The organism is Methylobacterium sp. Leaf108 (assembly GCF_001423265.1).
Classification (GTDB): Bacteria; Pseudomonadota; Alphaproteobacteria; order Rhizobiales; family Beijerinckiaceae; genus Methylobacterium.
The window spans coordinates 25,225-49,278 of the sequence record NZ_LMND01000033.1; the positions used below are offsets into that span (position 1 = coordinate 25,225).

Sequence of the window (24,054 nt, forward strand, 5' to 3'; positions counted from 1 at the left end):
GACCGGTTGACCCCCGCGACCCAGCGTGGTTCACCGCGCCCATGAACGCCGTCCTCCCCCGACGCCGGTCGCCGGCCTGGAACCTGGCGAATTGCCTGACCTACGGGCGCCTGGCGGCGGTGCCCGTGATGGTCGCCCTGCTGTACTGGCCCGACGAGCCGGCGGCCCGCTTCACCGCGCTCGGCGTCTTCGTCCTGGCCGCGATCACCGACTATCTCGACGGCTACGTCGCCCGCACCTATGCCCAGAGTTCGGCGCTGGGTCGCATGCTCGACCCCATCGCCGACAAGCTCCTGGTGGCCGCCTGCCTGCTGATGCTGTCGGCGGACGGGTCGATCTCCGGCTGGACCCTGTGGGCCGCCATCGTGATCCTGTGCCGCGAGATCCTGGTGTCGGGCCTGCGGGAATACCTCGCCGAGCTCAAGGTCGGTGTACCCGTGAGCAAGGTCGCCAAGTGGAAGACCACGCTGCAGCTCGTGGCGATCGGCTTCCTGGTCGCAGGCCCCGCCGGCGAGACGCTGCTGCCCGGCACCATGGCGGCCGGGATCGGCCTGCTCTGGCTCGCCGCGGCCCTCACGCTCTACACCGGCTACGACTACATGAGAGCCGGCATCAAGCACGTGATCGACGATCCGCGCTGATCGGGGCAGGGCTGAGGAGCCGGACAATGAAGCTCGTCTATTTCGCCTGGGTGCGCGAGCGCGTCGGCAAGGCCGAGGAGATTGTGGACCTGCCCGCCGGCATCGCCACGGTCGCCGACCTCGTCGGCTGGCTGCGCGGGCGCGGCGAGGAGTATGCCGCCGCCTTCGCCGATGCCGGCGTGGTGCGGGCGGCCATCGACAAGGTCCACGCCAAGCCGGATTCCGCCCTCGCCGGGGCCAGCGAGATCGCCTTCTTCCCGCCGATGACCGGCGGCTGAGCGCTCAGGGCGGCGTCAGGGCCGAGCCGAACGCCGCCAAGTTGTTGGTCATCATGTCGATGTAGCTGGCCGCCGGCCCGTCCGGCTTCGAGAGGGCGTCCGAATAGACCTTGCCGCCGATGCGGGCGCCGCTCTCCTTGGCGATCTGCTGCATCAGGCGCGGATCGGCGATGTTCTCCAGGAAGACGGCGGGGATCTTGTCCTTGCGGATCTGGCGGATGATCCGGGCGACGTCGCGCGGGCTCGCCTCGCTGTCCGACGAGACCCCCTGGGGGGCGATGAAGCGAAGGCCGTAGGCGGCGCCGAAGTAGCCGAAGGCGTCGTGCGTGGTGATGACCCGGCGCTGGTCGGCCGGGATCGCCGCGATCGCCGCCCTGGCCCGCGCATCGAGGGCGTCGAGCCTGGCGAGATAGGCGGCGGCGTTGGCCGCATAGGCCGCGGCATGGGCGGGATCGACCCTGGCGAGCCCGTCCCGGATGTTGGCGACGTAGCGTTTGGCATTGGGAATGCTCTGCCAGGCATGCGGATCGACCGGGTGGTCTTTTCCGTGATCATGCCCGTGATCCTGATCCGCAATGGTGGCGACCCCCGTCGAGGCCGTGATCACCGGCGCCTTGCTGCCCGAGGCCTTGATCAGCCGGTCGATCCAGCCCTCGAACCCGATCCCGTTGACGAACACGATCTGCGCCTCGAGCAGGGTGCGGGCGTCGCCGGGGGCCGGATTGTAGCCGTGGGCGTCGGCATCCGGCCCCACCAGGGTCGAGACGACGACCCGGTCGCCGCCGACCTGGCGCACGAGGTCGCCGAGGATGGAGAAGGTGGCCACCGCCCGGATCGGGGTCGCCTCCTGGCTCGTGGCGGACCCGAGGGTCAAAGCGGACCCGAGCCCGGAGAGCAGGACCGTCAGGAACACGATCGCGCGTGAGCGCCGGTCCGGGCGGGAGGGAAATCGGGGTCGCATGCGGGGCCTCGTCCTCAACGATCGCGACGTCTTAGTGTAACACTATCACATTGCCAATCCGCCCCATGATCTTGATCTCGGGACCGGGCACCGCCAAACAGCGGGCGACGCGGCGGCGACCGGCCTTCGCGTCGGGCACCACGAACGGATCAGCATGGCGCGTCGGCCGCTCCCGAGGGGCGATACCCTCCCCCTCCTCGGCCGCGTCTGGCGGGAATGGCTGGCGCCGCACCGGGCGACGCTGGCCGTGGTGCTGGTGCTCATCGCCGTCGTCGGCGCCGCCACCGGCCTCTATCCGGTGCTGATCAAGTCCGCCTTCGACGCCTTCGACGCCAAGGACGTCGGCGCGCTGTCCTACGGCCCGATGGTCGTGGTCGCCATCACCGCCATCCGCGGTTTCGCGCTGTTCGGGCAGACCGTGCTGACCAACCGGGTGGTGACGCGGGTGGAGGCCGACATGCAGGTGGCGCTCTATTCCCACCTGATCGAGGCGGACCTCGCCCAGCTCGGGCGCGAGAGCCCGGCCGCCTTCACGCAGCGCTTCACCACCGACTTCGCCTACATCAAGGAGGCGCTGACCCGGATCTCGACGGTGCTCCTGCGCGACATCGCCATGCTGGTGGCGCTGGTGGCGGCGCTGGTCTGGATGGACCCGGTGCTGACGCTGGTGGCGGCGGTGACGGTGCCGTTCGTGGCCGGGCCGATCGCGCGGATCGGGCGCAAGCTCAGGCGGGTCTCGACCTCGACCCAGGAGCAGATGGGAGCGGCCGCCAGCCTCATCAACGAGAGCCTGCAGGGTGCCCGCATCGCCAAGACCTACGGCCTGGAGGGCTACCTCAAGGGCCGGGCCAGGCAGGCCTTCGACGAGGTCCGCCGCCTCAAGATGAAGACCGCCAACGCCCGCGGACGGCTCGATCCGCTCCTCGAGGTCGGCGGCGGCCTGGCGGTGGCCGCCGTGCTGGTGCTCGTGGGCCAGCGCGTCATGTCCGGCGAGCGCACGGTGGGCGATTTCACAGGCTACGTCGCCGCGCTCCTGCTGGCGGCCCAGCCGGCCCGGGCGCTCGGCACCCTCAACGCCATCCTGCAGGAGGCTGCGGCCGCCCTGCAGCGCTACTTCGCCCTGATGGACGAGGCCCCGCGGGTCCGACAGGCGGCCGACGCGACGCCCCTGCGTCTGGATCGCGGCGAGATCCGGTTCGAGGGCGTGCGGTTCCGCTACCGCGACGACGCCCCGGCCCTGGAGGGGATCGACCTGACCGTGCCGGCGGGCTCGGTCACCGCGCTGGTGGGGCGCTCGGGCTCCGGCAAGTCGTCGCTGCTCAACCTGGTGCCGCGCCTCTACGACGTCACCGCCGGACACGTCGCCATCGACGGCCAGGACGTGCGCGCGGTGACGCTCGCCTCCCTGCGCGAGGCCGTGGCCGTGGTCTCGCAGGAGATCGTGCTGTTCGACGACACCATCGCGGCCAACATCGGCTTCGGCCGGGCCGGTGCGACCCGCGCCGAGATCGAGGCCGCCGCCGAAGCCGCCGCGGCGCACGGCTTCGTCTCGCGCCTGCCGGAGGGCTACGACTTCCGGGTCGGCCCTGGCGGCGGCCGCCTCTCGGGCGGCGAGCGCCAGCGCATCTCGCTGGCCCGCGCCTTCCTGCGCGACGCGCCGATCCTCCTCCTCGACGAAGCCACCAGCGCCCTCGATTCGGAGTCCGAGCGCCTGGTCCAGGCGGCGCTCGCCAGGCTGATGCGCGGCCGCACCACCCTGGTCATCGCCCACCGCCTCTCCACCGTGCGCGACGCCGACCTCATCGTGGTGATGGAAGCCGGCCGCGTGGTCGAGACCGGAACCCACGAGGCCCTCATGGCATCGGGCGGGGCCTACGCCCGCCTCCACCGCGTCCAGCTCACGGGCGACGCCGAGACGCTGCCCGAGCCCTGAGCGGCCCCGACCGCCGCCGGCCGCGTGCCCCGGCGGCGACGGCCGTCAATTTATTTGCGGTGCGACGTAAAAATTTTGCGCTGCGGCATAGTAGGCCGGTCAGCGGTGATGATAGACGACATCATTGCCGATGACCGAACTGCGAGACCGATCATGCATGAAAATTCAGTTTCCGAGGGTAAATCCGAGTCCGAGACGTCGTTCAACCGGCGCCGATTGCTTGAGTATCTGACCGCCAGCCCGCTCCTCGCCCCGAGCGGCGCCAGGGCCGTGGCCGGATTGCTGGCGCTCGGCACATCCGAGGCCATCGCCCAGAGCTACGACGTGCTGCGGCAGGCCCCCGTCATGAACGGCGACCTCATCGCCTCGCCGGCCCAGGCGCTCAACGTGTTCGACTTCGAGCCGGTGGCCAAGAAGGAATTGCCCCCGGCCCATTACGGTTACCTCGCCAGCGGCGTCGACGCGGACAAGACCCTCAGGGCCAACCGGGACGACTTCGACAAGATCACCATCCGCACCCGCCGCCTGATCGACGTGCGCAAGATCGACACCTCGGTGAAGATCTTCGGCGAGACCTGGGCGAGCCCCATCGCGCTGGCCCCCGTGAGCAGCGTCGGCGCCTTCCATCCCGAGGCCGAGGCGGCGGCCGCCCGCGCCTGCAAGGTCAAGGGTCACCAGATGATCCTCTCGACGGTGGGCAGCACCTCGATCGAGGACGTGATCAAGGAGCGCGGCGCCCCGGTCTGGTACATGCTCTACCCCACCGACGACTGGGCGGTGACGGAACTGCTGGTGGCGCGGGCCGAGATGGCCGGCGCGCCCGCCATCGTCCTGACCGTGGACCGCCAGGGCGGCCGCAACACCGAGACCCTGTTTCGCGACCGTCGCGGCGACACCCGCACCTGCACCGATTGCCATACGCCCGGGTTCAAGAACGAGGTCAGCCGCAAGCCGATGTTCGACGGCATCGACGTGTCCAAGGTGACCAACCTCTACGGCACCGGCATGACCTGGGATTACGTGAAGCGCCTGCGCGGCATCGTGAAGGGCAAGCTCGTCCTCAAGGGCATCGTCACCCACGAGGACGCCAGGACCGCGCTGAACTACGGCGTCGACGCCATCATCGTCTCGAACCACGGCGGCCGTGCCGAGGAGAGCCTGCAGTCGACCATCGGTGTGTTGCCGGAAGTCGTCTGGGCGGTGAACGGGCGCATCCCCGTGCTGGTCGACGGCGGGTTCCGCCGCGGCACCGACGTCCTCAAGGCGCTGGCCTCGGGCGCCACCGCCGTCTGCATCGGTCGGCCCTACGTCTGGGGTCTGGCCGCCTTCGGCCAGCCCGGCGTCGAGATGGTGCTCACCATCATGCAGCGCGAGTTCGAGACCATCATGCGCCAGGTCGGTGCGACCAGGCTCGCCGAGATCACCGGCGCCAGCATCCACCGCGCCTGAGCCGACAGCGATCCCGGACCTTCGTTAGGTCCGGGACGATCGTGGGCGATCAGGCGATTTGGGCGATCAGGCGACTTGGGCGCTCAGGAGACCTGAGCGTCCGCTTCCACCAGGATCTCGCGCTTGCCGGCGTGATTGGCCGGCCCGACGATGCCCTCGACTTCCATCTTCTCCATCAGCGAGGCGGCGCGGTTGTAGCCGATCTGCAGGCGGCGCTGGATGTAGCTCGTCGAGGCCTTCTTGTCCCTGAGCACCACCGCCACGGCCTGGTCGTAGAGTTCGCCGCCGGCCTCGCCGAAGCTGCCCTGGTCGAACACCGCGATGTCGGCCTCGGGCTCCCCCGGCTTGGCCGGATCGCCCGATCCGTCGTCGGCGGTGACGGCGTCGAGGTAGGACGGCCGGCCCTGGCGCTTGAGGTGGGCGACCACGCTCTCGACTTCCGAATCCGAGCAGAACGGCCCGTGCACGCGAGTGGTGCGCCCGCCGCCGGCCATGAACAGCATTGCTCGGCGCCCATCTCGCCCAGGATCGTGCGGCTGTCGATCTTGCTCGTCACCTGGAAGCTCATCCGGGTCGGGAAGTTCGCCTTGATGGTGCCGGTGATGACGTCGACGGACGGGCGCTGCGTCGCCATGATCAGGTGGATGCCGGCGGCGCGCGCCATCTGGGCGAGACGCTGGATCGCGCCCTCGATGTCCTTGCCCGCCACCATCATCAGGTCGGCCATCTCGTCGACCACGATCACGATGTAGGGCAGCGGGTTGAGGTCCATCTCCTCGGTCTCGTAGACGGCCTCGCCGGTGTCCCGGTCGAACCCGGTCTGGACGGTGCGGGTGAGGACCTCGTCGCGGTCGCGGGCTTCCGTCAGGCGCGCATTGAAGCCGTCGATGTTGCGCACGCCGAGCTTCGACATCTTCTTGTAGCGCTCCTCCATCTCGCGAACGGCCCACTTGAGGGCGATGACCGCCTTCTTGGGGTCCGTCACGACCGGGGAGAGCAGGTGCGGGATGCCGTCGTAGACCGAGAGTTCGAGCATCTTGGGGTCGACCATGATCAGGCGGCACTCCTCCGGCTTCATCCGGTAGAGCAGCGACAGGATCATGGTATTGATGGCCACCGACTTGCCCGAGCCGGTGGTGCCGGCCACCAGCAGGTGGGGCATCTTGGCGAGATCGGCGATGATCGGCTCGCCGCCGATGTTCTTGCCGAGGCACAGGGCGAGCTTGTGCGGCGTCTCGGCGAAGTCGGCCGAGGCCAGGAGTTCGCGCAGGTACACGGTCTCGCGCTTGTCGTTGGGCAGTTCGATGCCGATGGCATTGCGGCCGGGCACCACGGCGACGCGGGCCGAGACCGCCGACATCGAGCGGGCGATGTCGTCGGCGAGCGAGATCACCCGGCTCGACTTGGTGCCCGGCGCCGGCTCCAGCTCGTAGAGGGTCACCACCGGGCCGGGCCGCACCGCCAGGATGTCGCCGCGCACGCCGAAATCGCTCAGCGTCGCCTCCAGCAGCGTCGCGTTCTGCTCCAGCGCATCGGAGGAGATCAGGCTGGACGCCGACGGACCCTTGGGCTCGGCCAGCAGCGTCAGGGCCGGATGCGCATAGGCGCCGTTGCGCGGGGCGGGCGCTGCGGCCGCCGGGCGCACCGTCGGCGGTAACGACGACGGCGGCTGGCTGACCCGCGAGCGCACGGGCGCGGGCGTCTCGTGCAGGGGCTCGTCGACGACCGTGTCGTCGTCGCCCTCGTCGTCGTGCAGGACCGGCGGCAGGCTGGCCCTGCGCGCCGCGACCGGTGCAGGCGCCGCGGGCCGATCCGACACGTCGAAGACGGGCTCGCGCCGACCGTCGTGCCCGGCGGCCCCGGTCCAGGCCGGCTCGTCCTCGTCCGCGAAGGCCCGCTTGGCGGCGAGCGCCGGCGAGTTGCCCGTGTAGACGGCCGCCGTGGCGGCGGCGGTCCGTTGCGCCCGCCAGTCGCGCACCCAGGTCCCGATGCCCTCCCGCCCGGCCATGACGCCCTGCGCCACCGTACCCAGCGACAGGATGCCGAAGCTCGGCTCGTCGGCGGCCTCCCGCTCCGCCCGGCCGGGCTCGCGCCGCACGGGGCTGCGTACGGCCGGATAGGGCTCCTCCTCGATCTCGTCCGCCGGGCCCACCCGGCAGGCGGCGGTGAGCGCCAGGATCGCCACGACCGCGAAGCCGAAGCCGCACAGGGAGGCCGCAGCGGTCGAGACGACGCCGACCAGGGTGCGGGCGGCATGCATCAGCGCGTCGCCGGCGACCCCGCCGAGCCCGGTCGGCAGCGGCCAGCGCGTGGTCGGCGGCAGGGCGCTGGCGACGGCGCTGGCCGCGAAGAACCCGATGATCCACAGGGTGATGCGCAGGCCGCCGTTCGGCAGGTCGCGCGAGCGCATGAGGCGGATGCCCCACAGGGTCGGCGGCAGGGCGAAGGCCAGCGAGCCGAGCCCGATCAGCTGCATGGCGAGATCGGAGACCACGGCGCCGGGCGCGCCGAGCACGTTGTGGGCGGCATGGTTGGTGGCGTGGTTGAGGCTGGGGTCGTCGATCGACCAGGTGGCCAAGGCCACCGTGAGCGCCGTGGCGCCCGCGAACAGGACGAGGCCGCCGAGTTCCGTCATCCGCTTGGCCAGGAACGGACGCAGGGATTCGACGAAGGTCTCGTAGGGCGATGCGGAACGTCGGAGCGAGCGCATGCGGGACCAGACACAATGAGAACTGTCCGGTAACGCTAACGGCCGTCGAGTTAACGGCCGTTTAAGGATGCCGCCGTGGCCGCCAGATGCCTGTGGGCGGCGGCCGAACACCCGTCGCGAACCTCTGCGGCGCGATCGGACGCGCCCACGAAAAAGGGCCCCGGATCGCTCCGGAGCCCCAAGGCAGTCGCGTCGGCTGAGATCAGCGGAAGAGGTTCAGCAGGCCGCCCGGCTCGGCGTAGATGCCGGGAGCCGCGGTGGAGGTCTGGAAGGTGATCGACCCGATGAAGGAGTCGCCGCACCACTTGGAACGGCCGCCGGTCACCAGTCCGCGGAAGTCGCCCGAGACCGTGCCGCACTGGACCTGGTTCAGGTTGGTGGTGTGGTAGCGGGCGTCGAGGACGATGTTCTTGTAGGTGTAGGAGATGCCGACGTTGCCGTAGGCGTAGCTCGGCAGGTCGATCACGTTGAAGCGACCGATGGCGGGGTTGAAGCCGCTGGCCGAGTTCTTGAGGGCGCCGAGGAAGTAATGGCCGCCTTCACCCGAGATCGAGAAGCCGCCGGCATAAGCCTCGGGCAGGAAGGAGAACAGGGTCGCGGGAAGCGTGTAGGCGAGCGTGCCCGAAGCGTAGGTGCCGTTGGTGTGGGTGCCGAGGTAGTTCGGCGCGAAGAACACGTTGGCGCCGACGGTGAGCGAGTCGGTCAGGGGGTAGGTGACCTTGCCGGCGTACTCGATGAAATCGGTGTTCTTGGTGGTGAACGGCACGCCCGGGGCGGCGAACAGCTGCGTCTCGTTGGGGTAGAAGTAGTAGATCACGCCGAAGTCGAAGGCGAGCTTGTCGAAGGTCGGGCGGATACCGGCGACGAGATCGAACTCCATGTCCGGGCGCGTCGGCAGGCGGGTCTGGTAGGTGGCGAAGCCCGTGTAGGCGAAGCCGCCGAAATACTGTGCCTCGAAGAAGGTCTGGTAGCTGCCCTGGCGATTCGACTGGGAAATACCGCGGAAGTTGTAGTCCGTCTGGTAGCGCGAACCGAACGAGAAGCCGATCAACGGATCCGGAGCCTTGGCTTCGATCGGCATGACCTTGGGGGCTGCGAGATCTGCTGCATGAGCCTGGCCCAGGCTCAGCAGGGCCGCGACGGAAGCAGCAACTCCGCGCATGGACATCTTCGACTTCATAGACCTCAGCCCCTTTTTCGACGTTGACTGACGGTGCCGGAAACGGGGGGAGACAGCAAAACTAACTTTCGGGCAAATGCCCAATTCTTGGGCAGATAACCCCTCTGCATGGGGGTTCCCGCCGCGATGTTGTTTTCGCGACACAATTTCGCCGTCGGATCGCCCTCGCCGGACGCGTCTGCTCGCCGGTTCGACCGGTGGCGCCTTCGCCGCGCGGCAGCGGCGGGCAATGAAAAAGGGCCCCGGTTCGATGAACCGGAGCCCTTTGACGTCGGCCCGCCGCGATCGACGGTCTCGGCGGCGACCGCCGATCCCGTCGTCGGCCGGTCAGTAGTTGTAGGCGCGCTCGCCGTGGTCGGCGATGTCGAGGCCTTCGCGCTCCTCGTCCTGTGTGACGCGCAGGCCGATGGTCAGGTCGACGAGCTTGTACAGGATCGCCGAGCCGATGCCCGACCACAGGATGGTGAAGCCCACCGCCTTGGCCTGGGCCAGCATCTGCGTGGCCATGTCGTAGCTGCCCACCACGAGCTCACCGGGCTTGGTGGTGTAGTCCGGCAGGCCCGCGCCGCCGAAGTCCTGGCTGACGAGGATGCCGGTGGCCAGGGCACCGAGGATGCCGCCGACGCAATGGACGCCGAACACGTCCAGCGAGTCGTCGTAGCCGAGCGCGTTCTTCACCGTGGAGCACATGATGAAGCAGAGCGCGCCGGCCACGAGGCCCAGCACGATCGAGCCCATCGGGCCGGCGAAGCCCGCCGCCGGCGTCACCGCGACGAGACCGGCGATGGCGCCCGAGAGCATGCCGAGCAGCGACGGCTTGCCCTTGAGCAGCCACTCCACGAACAGCCAGGAGACGGCGGCCGCGGCGGTGGCGACGAAGGTGTTGATCATGGCCAGGCCCGTGGTGCCGTTCGCCTCGAGGTTGGAGCCGGCGTTGAAGCCGAACCAGCCCACCCAGAGCAGCGAGGCGCCGATGGCGGTCATGGTCAGGGAGTGGGGAGCGAGCAGGTCGCGGCCGTAGCCGATCCGCTTGCCGAGCATGATGCAGCCCACCAGGCCCGCGACGCCGGCGTTGATGTGCACGACGGTGCCGCCGGCGAAGTCGAGGGCACCCCACTTGAACAGCATGCCGGCGTCGGCGTTGACCGCGTCGAGCGCCGCTTGGGCCGTGGCCTTGGAGGCCTCGTCCGTGGCTGCGGCCACCGCCGCGGCGGCGTTGCCGACCAGATCCGGGCCGCCCCAGTACCAGACCATGTGCGCCATCGGGAAGTAGATGAGCGTGGCCCACAGGACCATGAACACGACCAGCGCCGAGAACTTCATCCGCTCGGCGAAGGCGCCGACGATGAGGCCGGGGGTGATCATCGCGAACGTCATCTGGAAGCAGATGTAGACGTATTCCGGGATGACGACGCCGTTGGAGAAGGTGGCCACCGTGGTGGTCGGGTCGACGCCCTTGAGGAAGGCCTTCGAGAAGCCGCCGACGAAGTCGTTGAGGCCGCCGCCGTTGGTGAAGGCCATGCTGTAGCCGAAGCAGACCCACAGCAGGCAGACGAGGCAGGCGATGGCGAAGACCTGCGTCAGGACCGAGAGCATGTTCTTGGTGCGCACGAGGCCGCCGTAGAACAGGGCCAGGCCCGGCAGCGTCATCAGCAGCACGAGGGCGCTCGACATGAGCATCCAGGCGGTGTCGCCCTTGTTCGGGACCGGTGCCGGCGGTGTCGCGGCCGCGGCGGGCGTCGGCGTCTGTGCGAGGGATGGCTCGATGATGAGAAGGGCCAGTGCGGCGCCTCCCATCCCGAGCGCCAGGGCATTGCGAAGTTTCATGGAAACGAGACTCCCGATCGGGGTGCGATGCTGATGTGAAGGGGTGAAGGGTGGGGGCTGCCCGCGGCGGGCCGTCCTTCCGGTGAGGGTCGGCTGCGACGTCCTAGAGGGCGTCGGCGTCGGTCTCGCCGGTGCGGATGCGGACGGCCTTCTCGAGGGGCAGCACGAAGATCTTGCCGTCGCCGATCTGGCCGGTGCGGGCGGCGGCGGCGATGGCGTCGATCACGGTTCCGGTGACGTCCGCGGAGACGGCGACCTCGATCTTGAGCTTGGGCAGGAAGCTGACCGCGTATTCGGCGCCGCGGTAGATCTCGGTGTGGCCCTTCTGCCGGCCGTAACCCTTCACCTCGGTCACGGTGAGGCCGTGGACGCCGATGCCGGTCAAGGCATCGCGCACCTCCTCCAGCTTGAACGGCTTGATGATGGCCATCACGATTTTCATGGGCGGCGCCCCCTTGTCCGATGTTGGCCCGGACCCCCGTCCCGCTCGAGGGCGGGACCGGACGCGATCCGGACGATGTCGCGGGGGCCGGCATGGCTCCGCTCGGGCCGCCGTCATTCAAGGACTATGCCAAGCGGAACCTTTTGTGTCCGGGCGTATCTGCCCGCCCGGCGGCCTGTTCTGGCGCCCAAAGCGGCTGGGCGATGCGCTCGTGGGCGGAGAGCCGGGGGCTTCAGATCATCGAAGTCGCATGTTGGCGACAAAATAGGCAAACCGGGCTGTGCGACGGCTCAGCTTTCGCTGCGGCGAGGGCGAATCATCCCCTCCTGCGCCACCGACGCCACGAGCCGGCCGTCCTGCGTGTAGATCAGCCCCCGCGCGAAACCGCGCGCACCGCCCGCACTCGGGCTGTCCTGCGCATAGAGCAGCCACTCGTCGGCGCGGAACGGCTGGTGGAACCACAGGGCATGGTCGAGGGAGGCCGACTGGATGGCCCCGTCGAACACGGTCTGGCCGTGGGCGATCAGGGTGGCGTCCAGCAGCGTCATGTCGGAGGCGTAGGCCAGCACCGCCTGATGGATCGCCGGATCGTCGGGCAGGGGCGCCGCGGCGCGCAGCCAGACGTGGAAGCGCGGCTCGCGCGGTTCGCGCCGAAGATAGCGCTCGATCTCCACCGGCCGCAGCTCGATCGGGCGCTCGCGTCCGAAATAGGCGAGGACGGGGCTCGGCATGCCCCCTCCCCCCTTGGCGGCGACCTCGCGGGAATCGGGCAGGCCCTCCGGGCCGGGCACGTCCGGCATCGGCAACTGGTGGACGACGCCGGTCTCCGGGTCGTGGTAGGACACCGACATCGCGAAGATCGCCCGGCCGTGCTGCCTGGCCACGACCCGCCGGGTGGTGAAGCTGCGCCCGTCGCGGATGCGCTCGACCTCGTAGAGGATCGGCTCCTTCGGGTCGCCGCCGAGCAGGAAGTAGGCGTGCAGCGAGTGGGGCGGACGCGTCGCAGGCACGGTCCGGGTCGCCGCCACGAGGGCCTGGGCCACCACTTGGCCCCCGAACACCCGGGGCCAGCCGACGGTCGGGCTGATCCCGCGATAGGCATCCTCGGCGATCGCGTCGAGATCGAGGACGTGGAGGAGTTCGGTGACGATACCAGTCATGCGGCCGGGCTGCCCTTCATGCGGTCGCGATCCCGTGGGAAGGTGATCCGGACCGATGGCCGCGTTGCGGCCGTTGGACGGGGGACATAGCAGTCCCGGTGCCGCGATCCAGACGGTTCGCGACACCGATGCAGGATGGGACGCAGGAAGGAATGAGCGGAATGGACGGCGTGACGACGGACCCGGCCGAGAGACGCCTGCCGCGACGGACCATCCTCGTGGCCGGCGCGGGCATCCCCGGCCTCGTCCTGGCGCTGGCCCTCAAGCAGGCGCACGGCGAAGCCCTCGACGTCCTCGTCTGCGATCCCGCCCTGCCGGCGGGAGCCCACCGCCATCGCGGGCGCGCCTACGCCGTCGCCAGCGCGGGAAGGCGCCTGCTGACGCGCCTCGGGCTCTGGTCCGGGATCGCGGGTGCGGCCGAGCCGATCCGCGACATGACGATCAGCGACAGCCGCCTGTCCGACCCCGTGCGTCCGGTGTTCCTCACTTTCGCGCAGGATGCGGATGCGGGCGAGACCGCACCCTTCGCGCACATGGTCGAGGCCGAGCCCCTGGTGGCGGCGCTGCTCTCGGCTTGCGCCGCCGCCGGTGTCCGCCTCGAGGCCTCCGGCGTGGTGGAGGCGGTCCCGGCCGGGGGCGCCCTGTCGGTGCGGCGCGACGACGGCAGCGTCGTCGCCGCGTGCCTGGTGGTGGCGGCCGACGGTGCCCGCTCGCGCCTGCGCGAGGCTGCCAAGATCGGCTGGGTCGGCTGGTCGTACCCGCAGGTGGGGATCGTCGCCACGGTGGGGCACGAGCGCCCGCACCACGGCCGGGCGATCGAGCATTTCCTGCCGAGCGGCCCCTTCGCGATCCTGCCCCTCGTGGACGGTGGATCCCTCGGGCACCGCTCCTCCATCGTCTGGACGGAGCGGAGCGCGGATGCCACCGCTCTCCTGGGCGGCACGGACGAGGACACCCTGGACGAGGTCGAGCGTCGTTTTGGCGCCGGTCTCGGACGGATCGCGCTGGAAGGAGCGCCGCGCCCCTACCCCCTCGCCTTCGGCATCGCGCGGGCGTTCCAGGCGGAGCGGCTGGCGCTCCTGGGCGACGCCGCCCACGTCATCCACCCGATCGCCGGCCAGGGCCTCAACCTCGGCCTCGCCGATGTCGCCGCCCTCGCCGAGGCGGTCACCGACGCCCTGCGGCTCGGCATGGACCCCGGCGGGCGCGACGTACTGCTGGCCTACGAGCGCAGCCGCCGGTTCGACACGCTCGCCATGGCGACCGCCACCGATGGGCTCAACCGTCTGTTCTCCAACGACATCCTGCCGCTGCGTCTCCTGCGCGACCTCGGCCTCGGCCTCGTCGACAGGCTGCCCCGCCTCAAGCGCCGGTTCATCGGCCAGGCGTCGGGCGAGGGCAAGGCCCTGCCGCGGCTCCTGCGCGGCGAGCCGCTCTGAACCCCGCATCCGGCCGGTGAGGCCGGATGCGGGCCTGTGCCCGCTCCGGGCGGCCTCAGGCCTTGCGGGCCTTCTCCCGCTCGATGCCCTCGAGGATGAGGCGGTGGGCCTCCGCTTTGTCGCCCCAGCGCAGGATCTTGACCCACTTGCCGGGCTCCAGGTCCTTGTAGTGCTCGAAGAAGTGCTGGATCTGGTGGATCGTGATGTCGGGCAGGTCGGTATAGTTCTCGATGCGGTCGTAGCGCATGGTGAGGTTGCGCGAGGGCACCGCGATGATCTTCTCGTCCTCGCCGGCATTGTCCTCCATCACGAGGACGCCCACGGGGCGCACGCTGATGATGGCGCCCGGCGCGATGGCGCGGGTGTTGGCCACGAGCACGTCGCAGGGGTCGCCGTCGCCCGACAGGGTGTGGGGGATGAAGCCGTAGTTCCCCGGGTAGTGCATGGCGGTGTAGAGGAAGCGGTCCACCACCAGGGCGCCGGCCTCCTTGTCCATCTCGTACTTGATGGGCTCGCCGCCGATCGGCACTTCGATGATCACGTTGACGTCGTGGGGCGGGTTCTTTCCGATCGAGACGGCGTCGATGATCATGGTTCGTTATCTCCCGGGCATCGAGGGCCTGTGGCCCCGTTGCCCGTGTCTTTAAGGCGCCCGCGCCGCGAAGCAAAATCGTCCGCGGCGGTTTCCGGTGACAATCCGGGCGTTTCGACCGGAGCGAAGGGTCAGGCGCCCGGCTTGCGCCAGCGCGCGGCCAGGCGCTCCCAGGTCCGCTCGATCCAGCGGGCGGAGCGTTCGAGGGGCACCTTGAGGCCCGGGACGTCCTGGCTGATGAGGGCGAGGCCCACGGGCAGCATCCACAGCCCGAGGACCGGCAGGATCGAGAACACGCCGCCGAGCATGAACAGCGCCGCCGCGACGATCCGCACCGGACGCCGTGACGGCTCGCGCAGCCAGTCGAGGCCGGCGCGCAGGCGATCCGGCAGCTTCGCGCTCAACCGGTCGACGCGGGAATCCCAATCGGCGGCCGTGACGTCCATGGTCGTTCGCTCCTCGGGCGACCGCGACGGGATGGCGGCCCCTTACGGACGTGAACGAACGAACGCGCGTCGGCGTTCAACCGAACCGATAGCCGACCTTGGGCAGGAGCGCGCCGGCCAGCCGTTCCACCGACTGCCCGACCACGATCCCGCCCTGGCCGACGTAGAACGCCAGGGCCCGCTCGTTGTCCGCCAGCGACCACACGCCCACCCGGCCCATGCCGCGGTCGGCCAGGTCGTTGCGGATCGCCCGGAACAGGCGCCGGCCGAGGCCGAGGCCCTGGTAGGCGGGGGTGATGTAGATCTCGTCGACCTCGCCGGCCGTGCGCAGGATGCTGCCGCGGGTCCGGCCGTAGCTGGCGTATCCGACGATGGTGTCGGCCGCCTCCACCACCACGAGCGGGCGGCCGCGCCGGGCGGCGGCGCACCACCAGGCCGGGCCGCGCCGGGCGATCATCTGCTCCAGGCAGATGCCGGGGATGATGCCGCGGTAGGCCTCGCGCCAGGTCTCGTCGAACACGTCGGAGAGACGATCCGCGTCCTCGGTGCGGGCCCGGCGGATGCTGATCGTGCTCGTGCTCATGACGTGTCCCCGCGGCGGATGGGAAGAGCGAACCGGCATCGAAGACCACGATGTCGGCAAAGACAAGGCCGGTCGCGCAAGGCAAGCCCGATGCCGGACGCGCAGCACGCGCCCGGTCCGACGTGGCGCCAGGTCCGACGTAGCGCCCGGTCCGACATGGCGCCCGTCCCCGATGCCGGCCACGTTGCCGCCCCGTTGGCCGACTGGTAGAGCCGGACGGATCGTCCCTCGAAGACCCCGGCTGGCCCCTCCCCCTCGTGTTCAAGCGCTTCCTGAAGCCAGAGACCCGCTATGCCCGGCGCATGGCGCGCATCGCCCGGTTCGAGCGGCCGATCGCAGGCCCGGTCTCGCGGGCCAAGGCCTGGGCCAACATGCTGCTGGTGGATCACGGCATCTTCAGGCTGGCCTACCTCAACCGTCACAGGCTCGGGCAAGGCAAGATCTGGCGCTCGGCGCAGCCGACCCCGCACCAGCTCGCCTGGTTCCGCCGCCAGGGCGTGAAGACCGTGGTCTCCCTGCGCGGTGGCCGCGAGCACGGCTCGTGGCCGCTGCAGCGGGAGGCCTGCGAGCGCGAGGGGCTGGTGCTGGTGGAATTCGTGCTGCGCTCGCGCGAGGCGCCCTCCCGCGAGACGATCCTGGCCGCCAAGGCCTTCTTCGACGGTATCGCCTATCCGGCGGTCATGCACTGCAAGTCCGGCGCGGACCGGGCCGGCCTCGGCTCGGTGCTCTACCTCATCCTGCACGAGGGCCGGCCGGTGGCCGAGGCGATGGGCCAGCTCTCGGCCCGCTACGGCCACTTCCGCTTCGCCAAGACCGGCATCCTCGACGCCTTCTTCGACCTCTACCGGCGCGAGGGCGAGGCGAAGGGGATGGATTTCCTGACCTGGGTCGAGACTACATACGACCCGGAACGGCTCACGCGCGAGTTCCGGGCCGGGTTCTGGTCGGACCTCCTGGTCGACCGGGTGCTCAAGCGCGAATAGGCCTATTCGGCCGCCACCCGCGACGCCTCGCGGAACGGATGCGCCGGATACGTCCCGATGATGCGCAGTTCCCGCGAAAAGTAGCCGAGCTCCTCCAGCGCCCTGGCGAGGCCGGCGTCGTCGGGCCGGCCGTCGACCTCGGCATAGAATTGCGTCGCCGAGAACTGGCCCTCGACCATGTAGCTCTCGAGCTTCGACATGTTGACGCCGTTGGTGGCAAAGCCCCCCAGCGCCTTGTAGAGCGCGGCCGGCAGGTTGCGCACCCGGAACACGAAGCTCGTCACCGCGGCGACATCCGCCGCCGGCGCCTCCGGCTCCGGCGCGAACACCACGAACCGGGTGGTGTTGTGGCTCTCGTCCTCGACGTCGCGCGCCAGGATGTCGAGGCCGTAGACCTCCGCCGCCAGCGCCGGCGCCAGGGCGGCGCGGCTCGGGTCGCGCGCCTCCATCACCTCGCGGGCGGCACCCGCTGTGTCGCCTGCCACCACCGCCTTGAGCCCGAGCCGGCGGATCAGGCGCCGGCACTGGCCCAGCGCGTGGACGTGGCTGTGGACGCTGGTGAGCGCCGACACCGGCGTGCCGGGCAGCGCCATCAGCTGGAAGTGGATCGGCAGAAAGTGCTCGGCCACGATGTGGAGCGGCGAGGTCGGGATCAGGTGGTGGATGTCGGCGACCCGGCCGGCGATCGAGTTCTCGATCGGGATCATCGCCCGGTCCGCCCGCCCCTCGATCACCGCCGCGAAGGCGTCCTCGAAGCTCGGGCACGGCAGCGGCGTCCAGTCCGGATAGGCCTGCGAGCAGATGATGTGCGAGTTGGCGCCGGGCTCGCCCTGGTAGGAGATCGTCGTCTGGGTCATGCGGCTCAGTTCAGGCGGCGGGCGGTGAGGAGCGCGCGGGCGCGCTCCAGGTCGGCGGGGGTGTCGACGCCCAGGGGCAGGTCCTCGACGACGACGGCGTCGATGCGCATGCCCGCCTCGAGGGCGCGCAACTGCTCGAGTTTCTCGCGCTGCTCCAGTTCGCCCGGCGGCAGCGCCATGAAGCGCCGCAGCGCCTTGCGGCGGTAGGCGTAGAGGCCGATGTGGTGGAACAGCGGCCCGTCGCCCCAGGGCGCCTGGGCCCTGGTGAAGTAGAGCGCGCGCAGGCGGTTGGGCCCGACGCTGTGGCCGATGAGCTTGACCACGTTCGGGTCGCGCGCCTCCTCGTCGCGGGTGATGACCGCGCAGAGGGTGGCGATGTCGACCGTGCGGTCGGCCAACGGCGTGATCGCCGCGCCGATCACCGCCGGGTCGATGGTCGGCAGGTCGCCCTGCACGTTGACGACCACGTCGTGGTTGCCCTCGGGGTCGATGATCTCCAGGGCCTCCGCCAGCCTGTCGGAGCCGGAGGGGTGGTCCGCCGCGGTGAGCACCGCGAGCCCGCCGGCCGCCTCGATCACCGCGACGATCTCCTCGGCGTCGGTGGCCACCACCACCGGACCGATCCCCGCCTCCACCGCCCGGCGCCAGACGTGGAGGATCATCGGCTCGCCGGCGATGTCGGCGAGCGGCTTGTTCGGCAGGCGGGTGGCCGCCAGACGGGCGGGGATCAGGACGAGGGGATCCGACATCGATGCCCAAAAAACCCTGCGTGGCGCGGCGGCCCGCCGCGGATCGGCGACCTTCGCGGCCGACCGGTCGAAGGCGAAGCGGCGGCCCGCGCCGCGTGCTTACCAGGGGGGTCGGCACTTGTCATGGCCGGGACTCTTGTCAGGGCCGGGACTCTTCCAAGCCGGGACCGCAGCGGTTTCCGGCGCTTCCTCCGTCCCGTCCCGGCAAAGCGGCGACTGCGACGCCGAGGAATTTCGATCCGGCATTGTCAAGATCGACCCCGAGCGGCTAAGCACCCTCAACCCTTTTTAAAAGTCCGGCGTGCAACGACCGCCGGACGTGCCCGCGCGCCATCGCGGCTGGTCGCACCGGAGTTGTCGAGAATGGACTCGTTCGAGCTGAACAAGGTTGCTGGCGCGGTGCTCGGCACCCTCCTGTTCGCCATGGGTTCGGGGTTCGTGGCCGAGCTGATCTACAGTTCCAAGCCCGCCGGCGGTGCGGGTTACGCCCTGCCCGAGCCCGTCGCCGCCACTGGCGCCCCGGCGGCGGCGGCCAAGGTGGAGCCGATCGCGGTCCGCCTGGCCAGCGCCAGCGCCGAGAAGGGCCAGGCCGGCAGCAAGGCCTGCCAGGCCTGCCACAGCTTCGACAAGGCCAGCGCCAACAAGGTCGGCCCCGGCCTCTGGGAGGTGGTCGAGCGCAAGCTCGGTTCGCACGCCGGCTTCGAGTACTCGGCGGGCCTGAAGGAGAAGGGCGGCGTCTGGGACTACGCGCAGCTCGACGGCTTCCTCGAGAACCCGAAGGGGTACATCAAGGGGACCAAGATGGCCTACGCCGGCATCTCCTCGCCGCAGGAGCGGGCCAACGTCATCGCCTACCTGCGTACCCTCGCCGAGAGCCCCAAGCCGCTTCCGGCCGCCGAAGCCAAGCCCTGATCGCAAGCCCCGATCGCGCGACGGTCGGGCGGACCGGGCTGGGCCGGCGCCGGCCGGATTTCTCCACCTCCGCGAGCGCGCGGCGCGGGACCGATGGACCCCGACGGGGCGCGACCGGGTAGCGCGTTGACCGTCCGGTGATCCGGCCTAGCTTGCATCCGGGCAGCGGTGGGTCATGCTGCCCGCGGGAGCGTCAAGAACATGGGTGTCGAGTCTTCGGTTGCCGTCATCGGCTCGGGGTTGGGCGGGTTGGCAGCGGCCTGCGTGAGTGCGGCGCGCGGCCATAAGGTCACGCTCTACGACAAGAACGATTGGCTCGGCGGCAAGGCGGCGGTGCTGCACGAGGGCGGCTTCCGCTTCGACATGGGGCCGACCATCCTCACCGTGCCGAAGGTGCTGGAGCGCATCTTCCAGGAGGCCGGGCGCGACATCACCGACTACCTCGACCTGCGCCGGCTCGACCCGCAGTGGCGCTGCTTCTTCGACGACAACACCCAGATCGACCTGATGGCCGACGTGCCGACCATGGCGGCGTCGATGGACCGCTTCGCGCCGGGCACCGGCTCCGGCGAGGGCTACAAGAAGTTTCTCGAAATCTCCGAGCATCTCCACGGCGTCTCCGAGAAGTTCTTCTTCTGGAAGCCGGTGGAAGACCTGTTCGACACCATCAACATCCGCGCCAACATGAATCCCGGCACCCTGCGGGACGTCCTGTCCCTGCGCATGGGTTCGTCGGTGGCCGGCACCATCCGGTCCAAGGTCAAGGACGAGCGCCTGGCGCAGATGCTCGACCACTTCGTGCAATACGTCGGCTCCTCGCCCTACGGTGCCCCGGCCGTCCTCTGCGCCATCGCCCACATGCAGACCGCCGAGGGCGTCTGGTATCCGATGGGCGGCACCCGCGCGGTGGCCGAGGCCCTGGCCAAGCTCGCCGGCGAACTCGGCGCGACCCTGCGCCCCGGCGACGAGGTGACCGGCCTCGCCATCGAGAACGGCGCGGTCAAGGGCGTGAAGACCGCCACCGGCGTCACGCCGTTCGACGCCGTGATCTCCAACATGGATTCGGTCCGCACCTACCGCGAGCTGGTGGGTGGCGACGTCGGCCGATCCTACGAGAAGAAGAGCTTCGAGCCGGCCTGTTCGGGCGTGGTGCTCTACCTCGGGCTGAACAAGCGCTACGAGCACCTTAACCACCACGACTTCGTCTTCTCCCGCGATCCGGAGGAGGAGTTCGACTACATCTACCACAAGGGCGAGCCGGCCCCGGACCCCACCGCCTATCTCGCGGCCCCCTCCTCCACCGACCCGAGCGTGGCGCCCGAGGGCGGCGAGGCGCTCTACGTCCTCGTCCACACGCCCTACCTGCGGCCCCACCACGACTGGAACGCGATGTTCCCGGCCTACCGGCAGGTGATCCTCGACAAGCTCAAGCGTACCGCCGGCATGCCGGACCTGGAGGAGCGCATCGTGGTGGAGCGGCACCTGACGCCCCAGGACATCCACGAGCGCTACAAGGTCCTGAACGGCGCGATCTACGGTCTCGCCTCCCACGGCAAGTTCATGGGCGCGTTCAAGCCGGGCAACCGCTCGCGCCAGGTGCGCGGCCTCTATCTCGCCGGCGGCGCCGCCCATCCCGGCCCCGGCATGCCCATGGTGATGATGTCGGGCTGGATCGCGGCCGATGCCCTCGATACCGACATCCAGGGTGGCGCCAGGGCCGGCAAGAGCGCGGCGTGATGCGCATGTCTCGGGTTCGAGCGTGAGCCGGCGACCGGCGGGGGACGATCCGGGCGCCGCGCGTTCGGCCCTCGCCTGGGCGTTCATGGTCGCCTATTTCACCCGGTTCACCCGCCGCCACCTCAACGCGGTGCGGCTGGCGGACTGGGGGCGCCCGGCGATCGCCGATCACCCCGGGCCGGTGGTGGTCTACTGCAACCACCCGGCCTGGTGGGATGCGGCCGTCGTCGTCCTCCTCGCCGACCGCTTGTTTCCCGCCCGCGTCAGCTTCGCGCCGTTCGACGCCAAGATGCTCGAGCGCTACGGCATCTTCTCCCGCATCGGCGCCTTTGCGGTGGACATCGACTCGCCGCGCGGGGCGGCCCAGTTCCTGCGCGCCGCCCGCCTGCTCCTGGCGAGGCCCGACGCCATGATGTGGATCACCGCCCAGGGGCGCTTTTCCGACGTCCGGGTGCGGCCCCTCGGCCTCAAGGCCGGCGTCGCCCATCTCGCCGAGATCGCCCCGGACGCCGTCCTGGTGCCGCTCGCCCTCGAATACGCGTTCTGGGAGGAGCGGGGGGGCGAGGCCTTCGCCGCCTTCGGCGCGCCGATCCTCGCCCGCGACCTCCTCGCCCTGCCCCGGGGTCAGCGCCTGCCACGCCTGGAGGCCGACCTGACCGCGACCCTCGACCGGCTGAGCGGCGACGTCATCGCCCGCGATCCCGCCCGCTTCGACGATCTCGTGGCGGGGACGAAGGGCGTCGGGGGCGTCTACGACGGCTGGCGTCGCCTGCGCGGGCTCGTCACGGGACGCCGCTTCGACCCCGCCCACCGCGCTGCCGCGCTCGGGAAACCCGCCCCGTGATGCTCGCCCTCTCGCTGGCCGCCTTCGCCCTCGCGTTGCTTCCCGCCGTCCTCGCCGCCATCAATCTCACCCTGCTGCGGACGCCCGAGCCCGATGCGGCCAGCGGCGGCCTCGTCTCGATCCTGATCCCGGCGCGCGATGAGGCGGCGACCATCGCCGGCACCGTCACCGCCGCCCTGGCCAGCACCGGCATCGCCGTCGAGGTCCTGGTGGGCGACGATCACTCCACCGACGCCACCGCCGCAATCGTGCGGGACATGGCGAACGCCGACCCGCGCCTGCGCCTCGTCGCGATCCCGGCCCTTCCCGAGGGCTGGACAGGAAAGAACCACGCCTGCGCCAAGCTCGCCGCCGAGGCCCGCGGCGACCGCCTGCTGTTCATCGATGCCGACGTGGCCCTGGCGCCGCGGGCCGCCGCCGGTCTGGCCGCACACGCCGCCCGCAGCGGCGCCGCCCTCGTCAGCGCCGTGCCGCGCCAGCGCATGGAGACGCTCGGCGAACGGCTCACCGTGCCGATGATCAACTTCCTGCTCGTCGGCTACCTGCCGATCGCGATGATGCGCGCCTCGCTGCGTCCGTCCCTCGGCGCGGCCTGCGGGCAGCTCGTCCTCGTCGACCGGGCCGTCCATGCCGCCACCGGCGGCCACGGCGCCATCCGGGCGCGGCTGCACGACGGCGTCTTCCTGCCGCGCCTCCTGCGCGAGGCCGGACACCGCACCGACCTCGTCGCCGGCCATGCGCTGGCGACCTGCCGGATGTACCGCAGCTTCGGGGAATCCTGGGCCGGCTTCTCGAAGAACGCCCACGAGGGGCTGGCCACCCCCCGCGCCCTGCCGGTCTGGACGCTGCTGCTCGCCGGGGGGCACATCCTCCCGTGGCTGCTGCTGGCCGCCGCCGCGGTCGGCGCCTCCTCCGGGGCCGCCGCCTTCGTGGCCTTCGCCGCCCTGCTGGTGTCCCTCGGAACCCGCATGGCGATCACGCTGGTCACCCGCGAGCCGGCGGCGACCATCCTGCTCCACCCCCTCGGCGTCGCCGTGGCGCTGGCGATCCAATGGAACGTGCTCCTGCGCAAGAAGCGGGCGGGCGCCGCCCTGTGGAAGGGCCGGAGCTACCCCGTCGGCGGAGCCTGAGGCTCGTCGCCCGTCTCGGCCACGATCCAGGCCATCGTGTCCGGGTCGGCCTCCAGCACGGGCAGATGCAGGACGATCGGCGTCTCGTAGGGATGGCGCGCCTTGAGCGCCGCGGCCAGGGCGGGCCCCAGGCTCTCGCGGGTCTTGAGGATCGTCACGACCTCGTTCCCGCGCTCCACCGTGCCCTTCCACGCATAGACCGAGGTCATGCCGGGCAGCACGTTGACGCAGGCGGCGAGCCGGGCCCGGACCAGTTCCTCGCCGATGGCCAGCGCCGTGCCGGCGTCGGGGAAGGTGGTGTAGACGAGGAGCGGACGCTCCATGCTAAGAGCCTTTCGTCGGACCCGCCGATACGGCGGCCCCCGATGGAGAGGTGCGGGAAGCCCCCGCGTCAAGAAGGCGGACGCATGCTGAACCCGCGGCGCTTCCACCGGCTCGCCTTCATCGCGAGCCCGACGCCGGATGCGCGCCAGGCCGCCGCGACGCTGATGCGCCGCTACGACCACGTGGCGCCCGAGGAGGCCGATGTGGTGGTGGCCCTGGGCGGCGACGGCCTGATGCTGCAGGCGCTGCACCGCTTCATGGCCGCCGGCACCCCGATCTACGGCATGAACCGCGGCACCGTCGGCTTCCTGATGAACGAATTCCGGGAGGACGGGCTGATCGAGCGGCTGGAGGCGGCGCAGGTCAGCATCATCCATCCCCTGCTGATGGAGGCGGTGGACACCGAGGGGCGGTCGCACCGGGCGCGCGCGCTCAACGAGGTCTACATGCTGCGCCAGACCCACCAGACCGCCAAGCTGACGATCGCGGTGGACGGTCATGTCCGCCTGCCCGAACTCATCGCCGACGGCGTGCTCGTGGCGACCCCGGCCGGATCGACCGCCTACAACCTCTCCGTGGGCGGGCCGATCCTGCCGCTCAACGCCCAGCTCCTGGCCCTGACCCCGATCTCGGCGTTCCGGCCCCGGCGCTGGCGCGGGGCGCTGCTGCCCGATTACGCCCGTATCCGCATCGAGGTGATCGACGCCGAGCATCGGCCGGTCTCGGCGGTGGCCGACCACACCGAGTTCCGCCGCGTCGCCACGGTGGAGACCTGGCTCGACCAGGAGACCGACCTCGTCCTCCTGCACGACCCCGACCACAGCCTCGACGAGCGTATCCTGCGCGAGCAGTTCGGGTGAACCGGCTCCGCCGGCTG

Annotated in this window: 21 protein-coding genes and 2 pseudogenes; 11 read left to right on the forward strand and 12 right to left on the reverse strand. The window is 70.6% G+C overall.

Annotated elements, in window-relative coordinates; all coding sequences use genetic code 11:
• The first annotated feature begins 41 nt into the window (after positions 1–41).
• Together pgsA and moaD are read left to right on the forward strand one after the other, a co-directional pair.
• On the forward strand, positions 42–641 hold the full coding sequence (gene pgsA, locus ASF39_RS17290) for a CDP-diacylglycerol--glycerol-3-phosphate 3-phosphatidyltransferase (RefSeq protein WP_055888481.1): 600 nt from the start codon (positions 42–44) through the stop codon (positions 639–641).
• Positions 642–667: 26 nt separating this feature from the next.
• On the forward strand, positions 668–919 hold the full coding sequence (moaD, locus tag ASF39_RS17295; RefSeq protein WP_055888479.1) for a molybdopterin converting factor subunit 1: 252 nt from the start codon (positions 668–670) through the stop codon (positions 917–919).
• Positions 920–923: 4 nt separating this feature from the next.
• On the opposite strand, the gene ASF39_RS17300 is transcribed toward moaD, so the two are convergent.
• Positions 924–1,832: a zinc ABC transporter substrate-binding protein gene (locus ASF39_RS17300; RefSeq protein ID WP_244472454.1), complete on the reverse strand. Its 909-nt coding sequence runs from the start codon at positions 1,830–1,832 to the stop codon at positions 924–926.
• A 202-nt stretch (positions 1,833–2,034) separates the two neighbouring features.
• On the opposite strand from ASF39_RS17300, the gene ASF39_RS17305 reads away from it, so the two are divergent.
• A complete protein-coding gene (locus ASF39_RS17305; protein ID WP_056286187.1) occupies positions 2,035–3,813 on the forward strand; it encodes an ABC transporter ATP-binding protein in 1,779 nt (592 codons plus the stop codon).
• Between the two features lie 216 nt (positions 3,814–4,029).
• The gene (locus ASF39_RS17310) at positions 4,030–5,262 is read left to right on the forward strand and encodes an alpha-hydroxy acid oxidase (RefSeq protein ID WP_244472455.1); all 1,233 of its coding nucleotides are present in this window, start codon (positions 4,030–4,032) and stop codon (positions 5,260–5,262) included.
• A gap of 83 nt (positions 5,263–5,345) precedes the next feature.
• Here the strand turns inward: ASF39_RS17310 and ASF39_RS17315 are convergent.
• The 5 genes and pseudogenes from ASF39_RS17315 to tesB all read right to left on the reverse strand — a co-directional run bounded on the left by ASF39_RS17315 (position 5,346) and on the right by tesB (position 12,581).
• A pseudogene (locus ASF39_RS17315) lies at positions 5,346–7,972 on the reverse strand (DNA translocase FtsK).
• Between the two features lie 202 nt (positions 7,973–8,174).
• On the reverse strand, positions 8,175–9,134 hold the full coding sequence (locus ASF39_RS17320; RefSeq protein ID WP_244472456.1) for a TorF family putative porin: 960 nt from the start codon (positions 9,132–9,134) through the stop codon (positions 8,175–8,177).
• 345 nt (positions 9,135–9,479) lie between these two features.
• Positions 9,480–10,979, reverse strand: coding sequence for an ammonium transporter (locus ASF39_RS17325; protein ID WP_056286196.1), 1,500 nt, complete (start codon positions 10,977–10,979; stop codon positions 9,480–9,482).
• Between the two features lie 103 nt (positions 10,980–11,082).
• Positions 11,083–11,421 carry a P-II family nitrogen regulator gene (locus tag ASF39_RS17330; RefSeq protein WP_055888467.1) on the reverse strand — a complete coding sequence of 113 codons (339 nt, stop codon included), beginning with the start codon at positions 11,419–11,421 and terminating at the stop codon, positions 11,083–11,085.
• A 290-nt stretch (positions 11,422–11,711) separates the two neighbouring features.
• Positions 11,712–12,581, reverse strand: coding sequence for an acyl-CoA thioesterase II (tesB, locus tag ASF39_RS17335; RefSeq protein ID WP_056286199.1), 870 nt, complete (start codon positions 12,579–12,581; stop codon positions 11,712–11,714).
• A gap of 161 nt (positions 12,582–12,742) precedes the next feature.
• On the opposite strand from tesB, the gene ASF39_RS17340 reads away from it, so the two are divergent.
• Complete coding sequence (locus tag ASF39_RS17340) at positions 12,743–14,020, forward strand: FAD-dependent monooxygenase (protein WP_056286202.1); 1,278 nt, start codon at positions 12,743–12,745, stop codon at positions 14,018–14,020.
• Between the two features lie 55 nt (positions 14,021–14,075).
• Here ASF39_RS17340 and ppa read toward each other — a convergent pair whose 3' ends face one another.
• From ppa to ASF39_RS17355, 3 genes are all read right to left on the reverse strand, one after another.
• Positions 14,076–14,612, reverse strand: a complete 537-nt coding sequence (gene ppa / locus ASF39_RS17345) for an inorganic diphosphatase (RefSeq protein ID WP_055888460.1) — start codon at positions 14,610–14,612, stop codon at positions 14,076–14,078.
• A 131-nt stretch (positions 14,613–14,743) separates the two neighbouring features.
• Positions 14,744–15,058, reverse strand: a complete 315-nt coding sequence (locus ASF39_RS17350; protein WP_056286206.1) for a hypothetical protein — start codon at positions 15,056–15,058, stop codon at positions 14,744–14,746.
• Positions 15,059–15,134: 76 nt separating this feature from the next.
• Positions 15,135–15,641 carry a GNAT family N-acetyltransferase gene (locus tag ASF39_RS17355; RefSeq protein ID WP_055888456.1) on the reverse strand — a complete coding sequence of 169 codons (507 nt, stop codon included), beginning with the start codon at positions 15,639–15,641 and terminating at the stop codon, positions 15,135–15,137.
• A gap of 257 nt (positions 15,642–15,898) precedes the next feature.
• Here ASF39_RS17355 and ASF39_RS17360 point away from each other — a divergent pair, with 257 nt between their 5' ends.
• The gene (locus tag ASF39_RS17360) at positions 15,899–16,624 is read left to right on the forward strand and encodes a tyrosine-protein phosphatase (RefSeq protein WP_056286210.1); all 726 of its coding nucleotides are present in this window, start codon (positions 15,899–15,901) and stop codon (positions 16,622–16,624) included.
• A gap of 2 nt (positions 16,625–16,626) precedes the next feature.
• Here ASF39_RS17360 and ASF39_RS17365 read toward each other — a convergent pair whose 3' ends face one another.
• Both ASF39_RS17365 and ASF39_RS17370 read right to left on the reverse strand, forming a co-directional pair.
• The gene (locus ASF39_RS17365) at positions 16,627–17,481 is read right to left on the reverse strand and encodes a prephenate dehydratase (protein WP_056286211.1); all 855 of its coding nucleotides are present in this window, start codon (positions 17,479–17,481) and stop codon (positions 16,627–16,629) included.
• A gap of 5 nt (positions 17,482–17,486) precedes the next feature.
• Complete coding sequence (locus tag ASF39_RS17370) at positions 17,487–18,230, reverse strand: 3-deoxy-manno-octulosonate cytidylyltransferase (RefSeq protein ID WP_055888450.1); 744 nt, start codon at positions 18,228–18,230, stop codon at positions 17,487–17,489.
• A gap of 363 nt (positions 18,231–18,593) precedes the next feature.
• Here ASF39_RS17370 and ASF39_RS17375 point away from each other — a divergent pair.
• From ASF39_RS17375 to ASF39_RS17390, 4 genes and pseudogenes are all read left to right on the forward strand, one after another.
• Positions 18,594–19,130, forward strand: a pseudogene (locus tag ASF39_RS17375) (cytochrome c family protein); the annotation flags it as partial.
• Between the two features lie 213 nt (positions 19,131–19,343).
• Entirely contained in the window at positions 19,344–20,879 is a 1,536-nt protein-coding gene (crtI, locus tag ASF39_RS17380; protein ID WP_055888446.1) for a phytoene desaturase family protein, read from the forward strand.
• A gap of 85 nt (positions 20,880–20,964) precedes the next feature.
• Positions 20,965–21,723, forward strand: a complete 759-nt coding sequence (locus ASF39_RS17385; RefSeq protein ID WP_082494659.1) for a lysophospholipid acyltransferase family protein — start codon at positions 20,965–20,967, stop codon at positions 21,721–21,723.
• Positions 21,723–22,853: a glycosyltransferase family 2 protein gene (locus tag ASF39_RS17390; protein ID WP_056286225.1), complete on the forward strand. Its 1,131-nt coding sequence runs from the start codon at positions 21,723–21,725 to the stop codon at positions 22,851–22,853. The genes ASF39_RS17385 and ASF39_RS17390 overlap by 1 nt, the downstream gene beginning before the upstream one ends.
• Here the strand turns inward: ASF39_RS17390 and cutA are convergent.
• Positions 22,832–23,176, reverse strand: coding sequence for a divalent-cation tolerance protein CutA (cutA, locus tag ASF39_RS17395; protein WP_055888434.1), 345 nt, complete (start codon positions 23,174–23,176; stop codon positions 22,832–22,834). The two genes, ASF39_RS17390 and cutA, sit on opposite strands and share 22 nt — an antisense overlap.
• 84 nt (positions 23,177–23,260) lie before the next feature.
• Here cutA and ASF39_RS17400 point away from each other — a divergent pair, with 84 nt between their 5' ends.
• A complete protein-coding gene (locus ASF39_RS17400) occupies positions 23,261–24,037 on the forward strand; it encodes an NAD kinase (RefSeq protein ID WP_055888432.1) in 777 nt (258 codons plus the stop codon).
• Positions 24,038–24,054: the final 17 nt, after the last annotated feature.

Excerpts from the sequence above, each read along its gene's own strand:
- ASF39_RS17330 (WP_055888467.1), bottom strand. The coding sequence starts at position 11,421 with ATGAAAATCGTGATGGCCATCATCAAGCCGTTCAAGCTGGAGGAGGTG.
- ASF39_RS17400 (WP_055888432.1), top strand. The coding sequence starts at position 23,261 with ATGCTGAACCCGCGGCGCTTCCACCGGCTCGCCTTCATCGCGAGCCCG.
- ASF39_RS17325 (WP_056286196.1), bottom strand. The coding sequence starts at position 10,979 with ATGAAACTTCGCAATGCCCTGGCGCTCGGGATGGGAGGCGCCGCACTG.
- ASF39_RS17320 (WP_244472456.1), bottom strand. The coding sequence starts at position 9,134 with ATGCGCGGAGTTGCTGCTTCCGTCGCGGCCCTGCTGAGCCTGGGCCAG.
- ASF39_RS17350 (WP_056286206.1), bottom strand. The coding sequence starts at position 15,058 with ATGGACGTCACGGCCGCCGATTGGGATTCCCGCGTCGACCGGTTGAGC.
- ppa (WP_055888460.1), bottom strand. The coding sequence starts at position 14,612 with ATGATCATCGACGCCGTCTCGATCGGAAAGAACCCGCCCCACGACGTC.
- ASF39_RS17340 (WP_056286202.1), top strand. The coding sequence starts at position 12,743 with ATGGACGGCGTGACGACGGACCCGGCCGAGAGACGCCTGCCGCGACGG.
- crtI (WP_055888446.1), top strand. The coding sequence starts at position 19,344 with ATGGGTGTCGAGTCTTCGGTTGCCGTCATCGGCTCGGGGTTGGGCGGG.
- ASF39_RS17305 (WP_056286187.1), top strand. The coding sequence starts at position 2,035 with ATGGCGCGTCGGCCGCTCCCGAGGGGCGATACCCTCCCCCTCCTCGGC.
- ASF39_RS17365 (WP_056286211.1), bottom strand. The coding sequence starts at position 17,481 with ATGACCCAGACGACGATCTCCTACCAGGGCGAGCCCGGCGCCAACTCG.
- cutA (WP_055888434.1), bottom strand. The coding sequence starts at position 23,176 with ATGGAGCGTCCGCTCCTCGTCTACACCACCTTCCCCGACGCCGGCACG.
- tesB (WP_056286199.1), bottom strand. The coding sequence starts at position 12,581 with ATGACTGGTATCGTCACCGAACTCCTCCACGTCCTCGATCTCGACGCG.
- ASF39_RS17355 (WP_055888456.1), bottom strand. The coding sequence starts at position 15,641 with ATGAGCACGAGCACGATCAGCATCCGCCGGGCCCGCACCGAGGACGCG.
- ASF39_RS17390 (WP_056286225.1), top strand. The coding sequence starts at position 21,723 with ATGCTCGCCCTCTCGCTGGCCGCCTTCGCCCTCGCGTTGCTTCCCGCC.
- pgsA (WP_055888481.1), top strand. The coding sequence starts at position 42 with ATGAACGCCGTCCTCCCCCGACGCCGGTCGCCGGCCTGGAACCTGGCG.
- ASF39_RS17385 (WP_082494659.1), top strand. The coding sequence starts at position 20,965 with ATGGTCGCCTATTTCACCCGGTTCACCCGCCGCCACCTCAACGCGGTG.
- ASF39_RS17370 (WP_055888450.1), bottom strand. The coding sequence starts at position 18,230 with ATGTCGGATCCCCTCGTCCTGATCCCCGCCCGTCTGGCGGCCACCCGC.
- moaD (WP_055888479.1), top strand. The coding sequence starts at position 668 with ATGAAGCTCGTCTATTTCGCCTGGGTGCGCGAGCGCGTCGGCAAGGCC.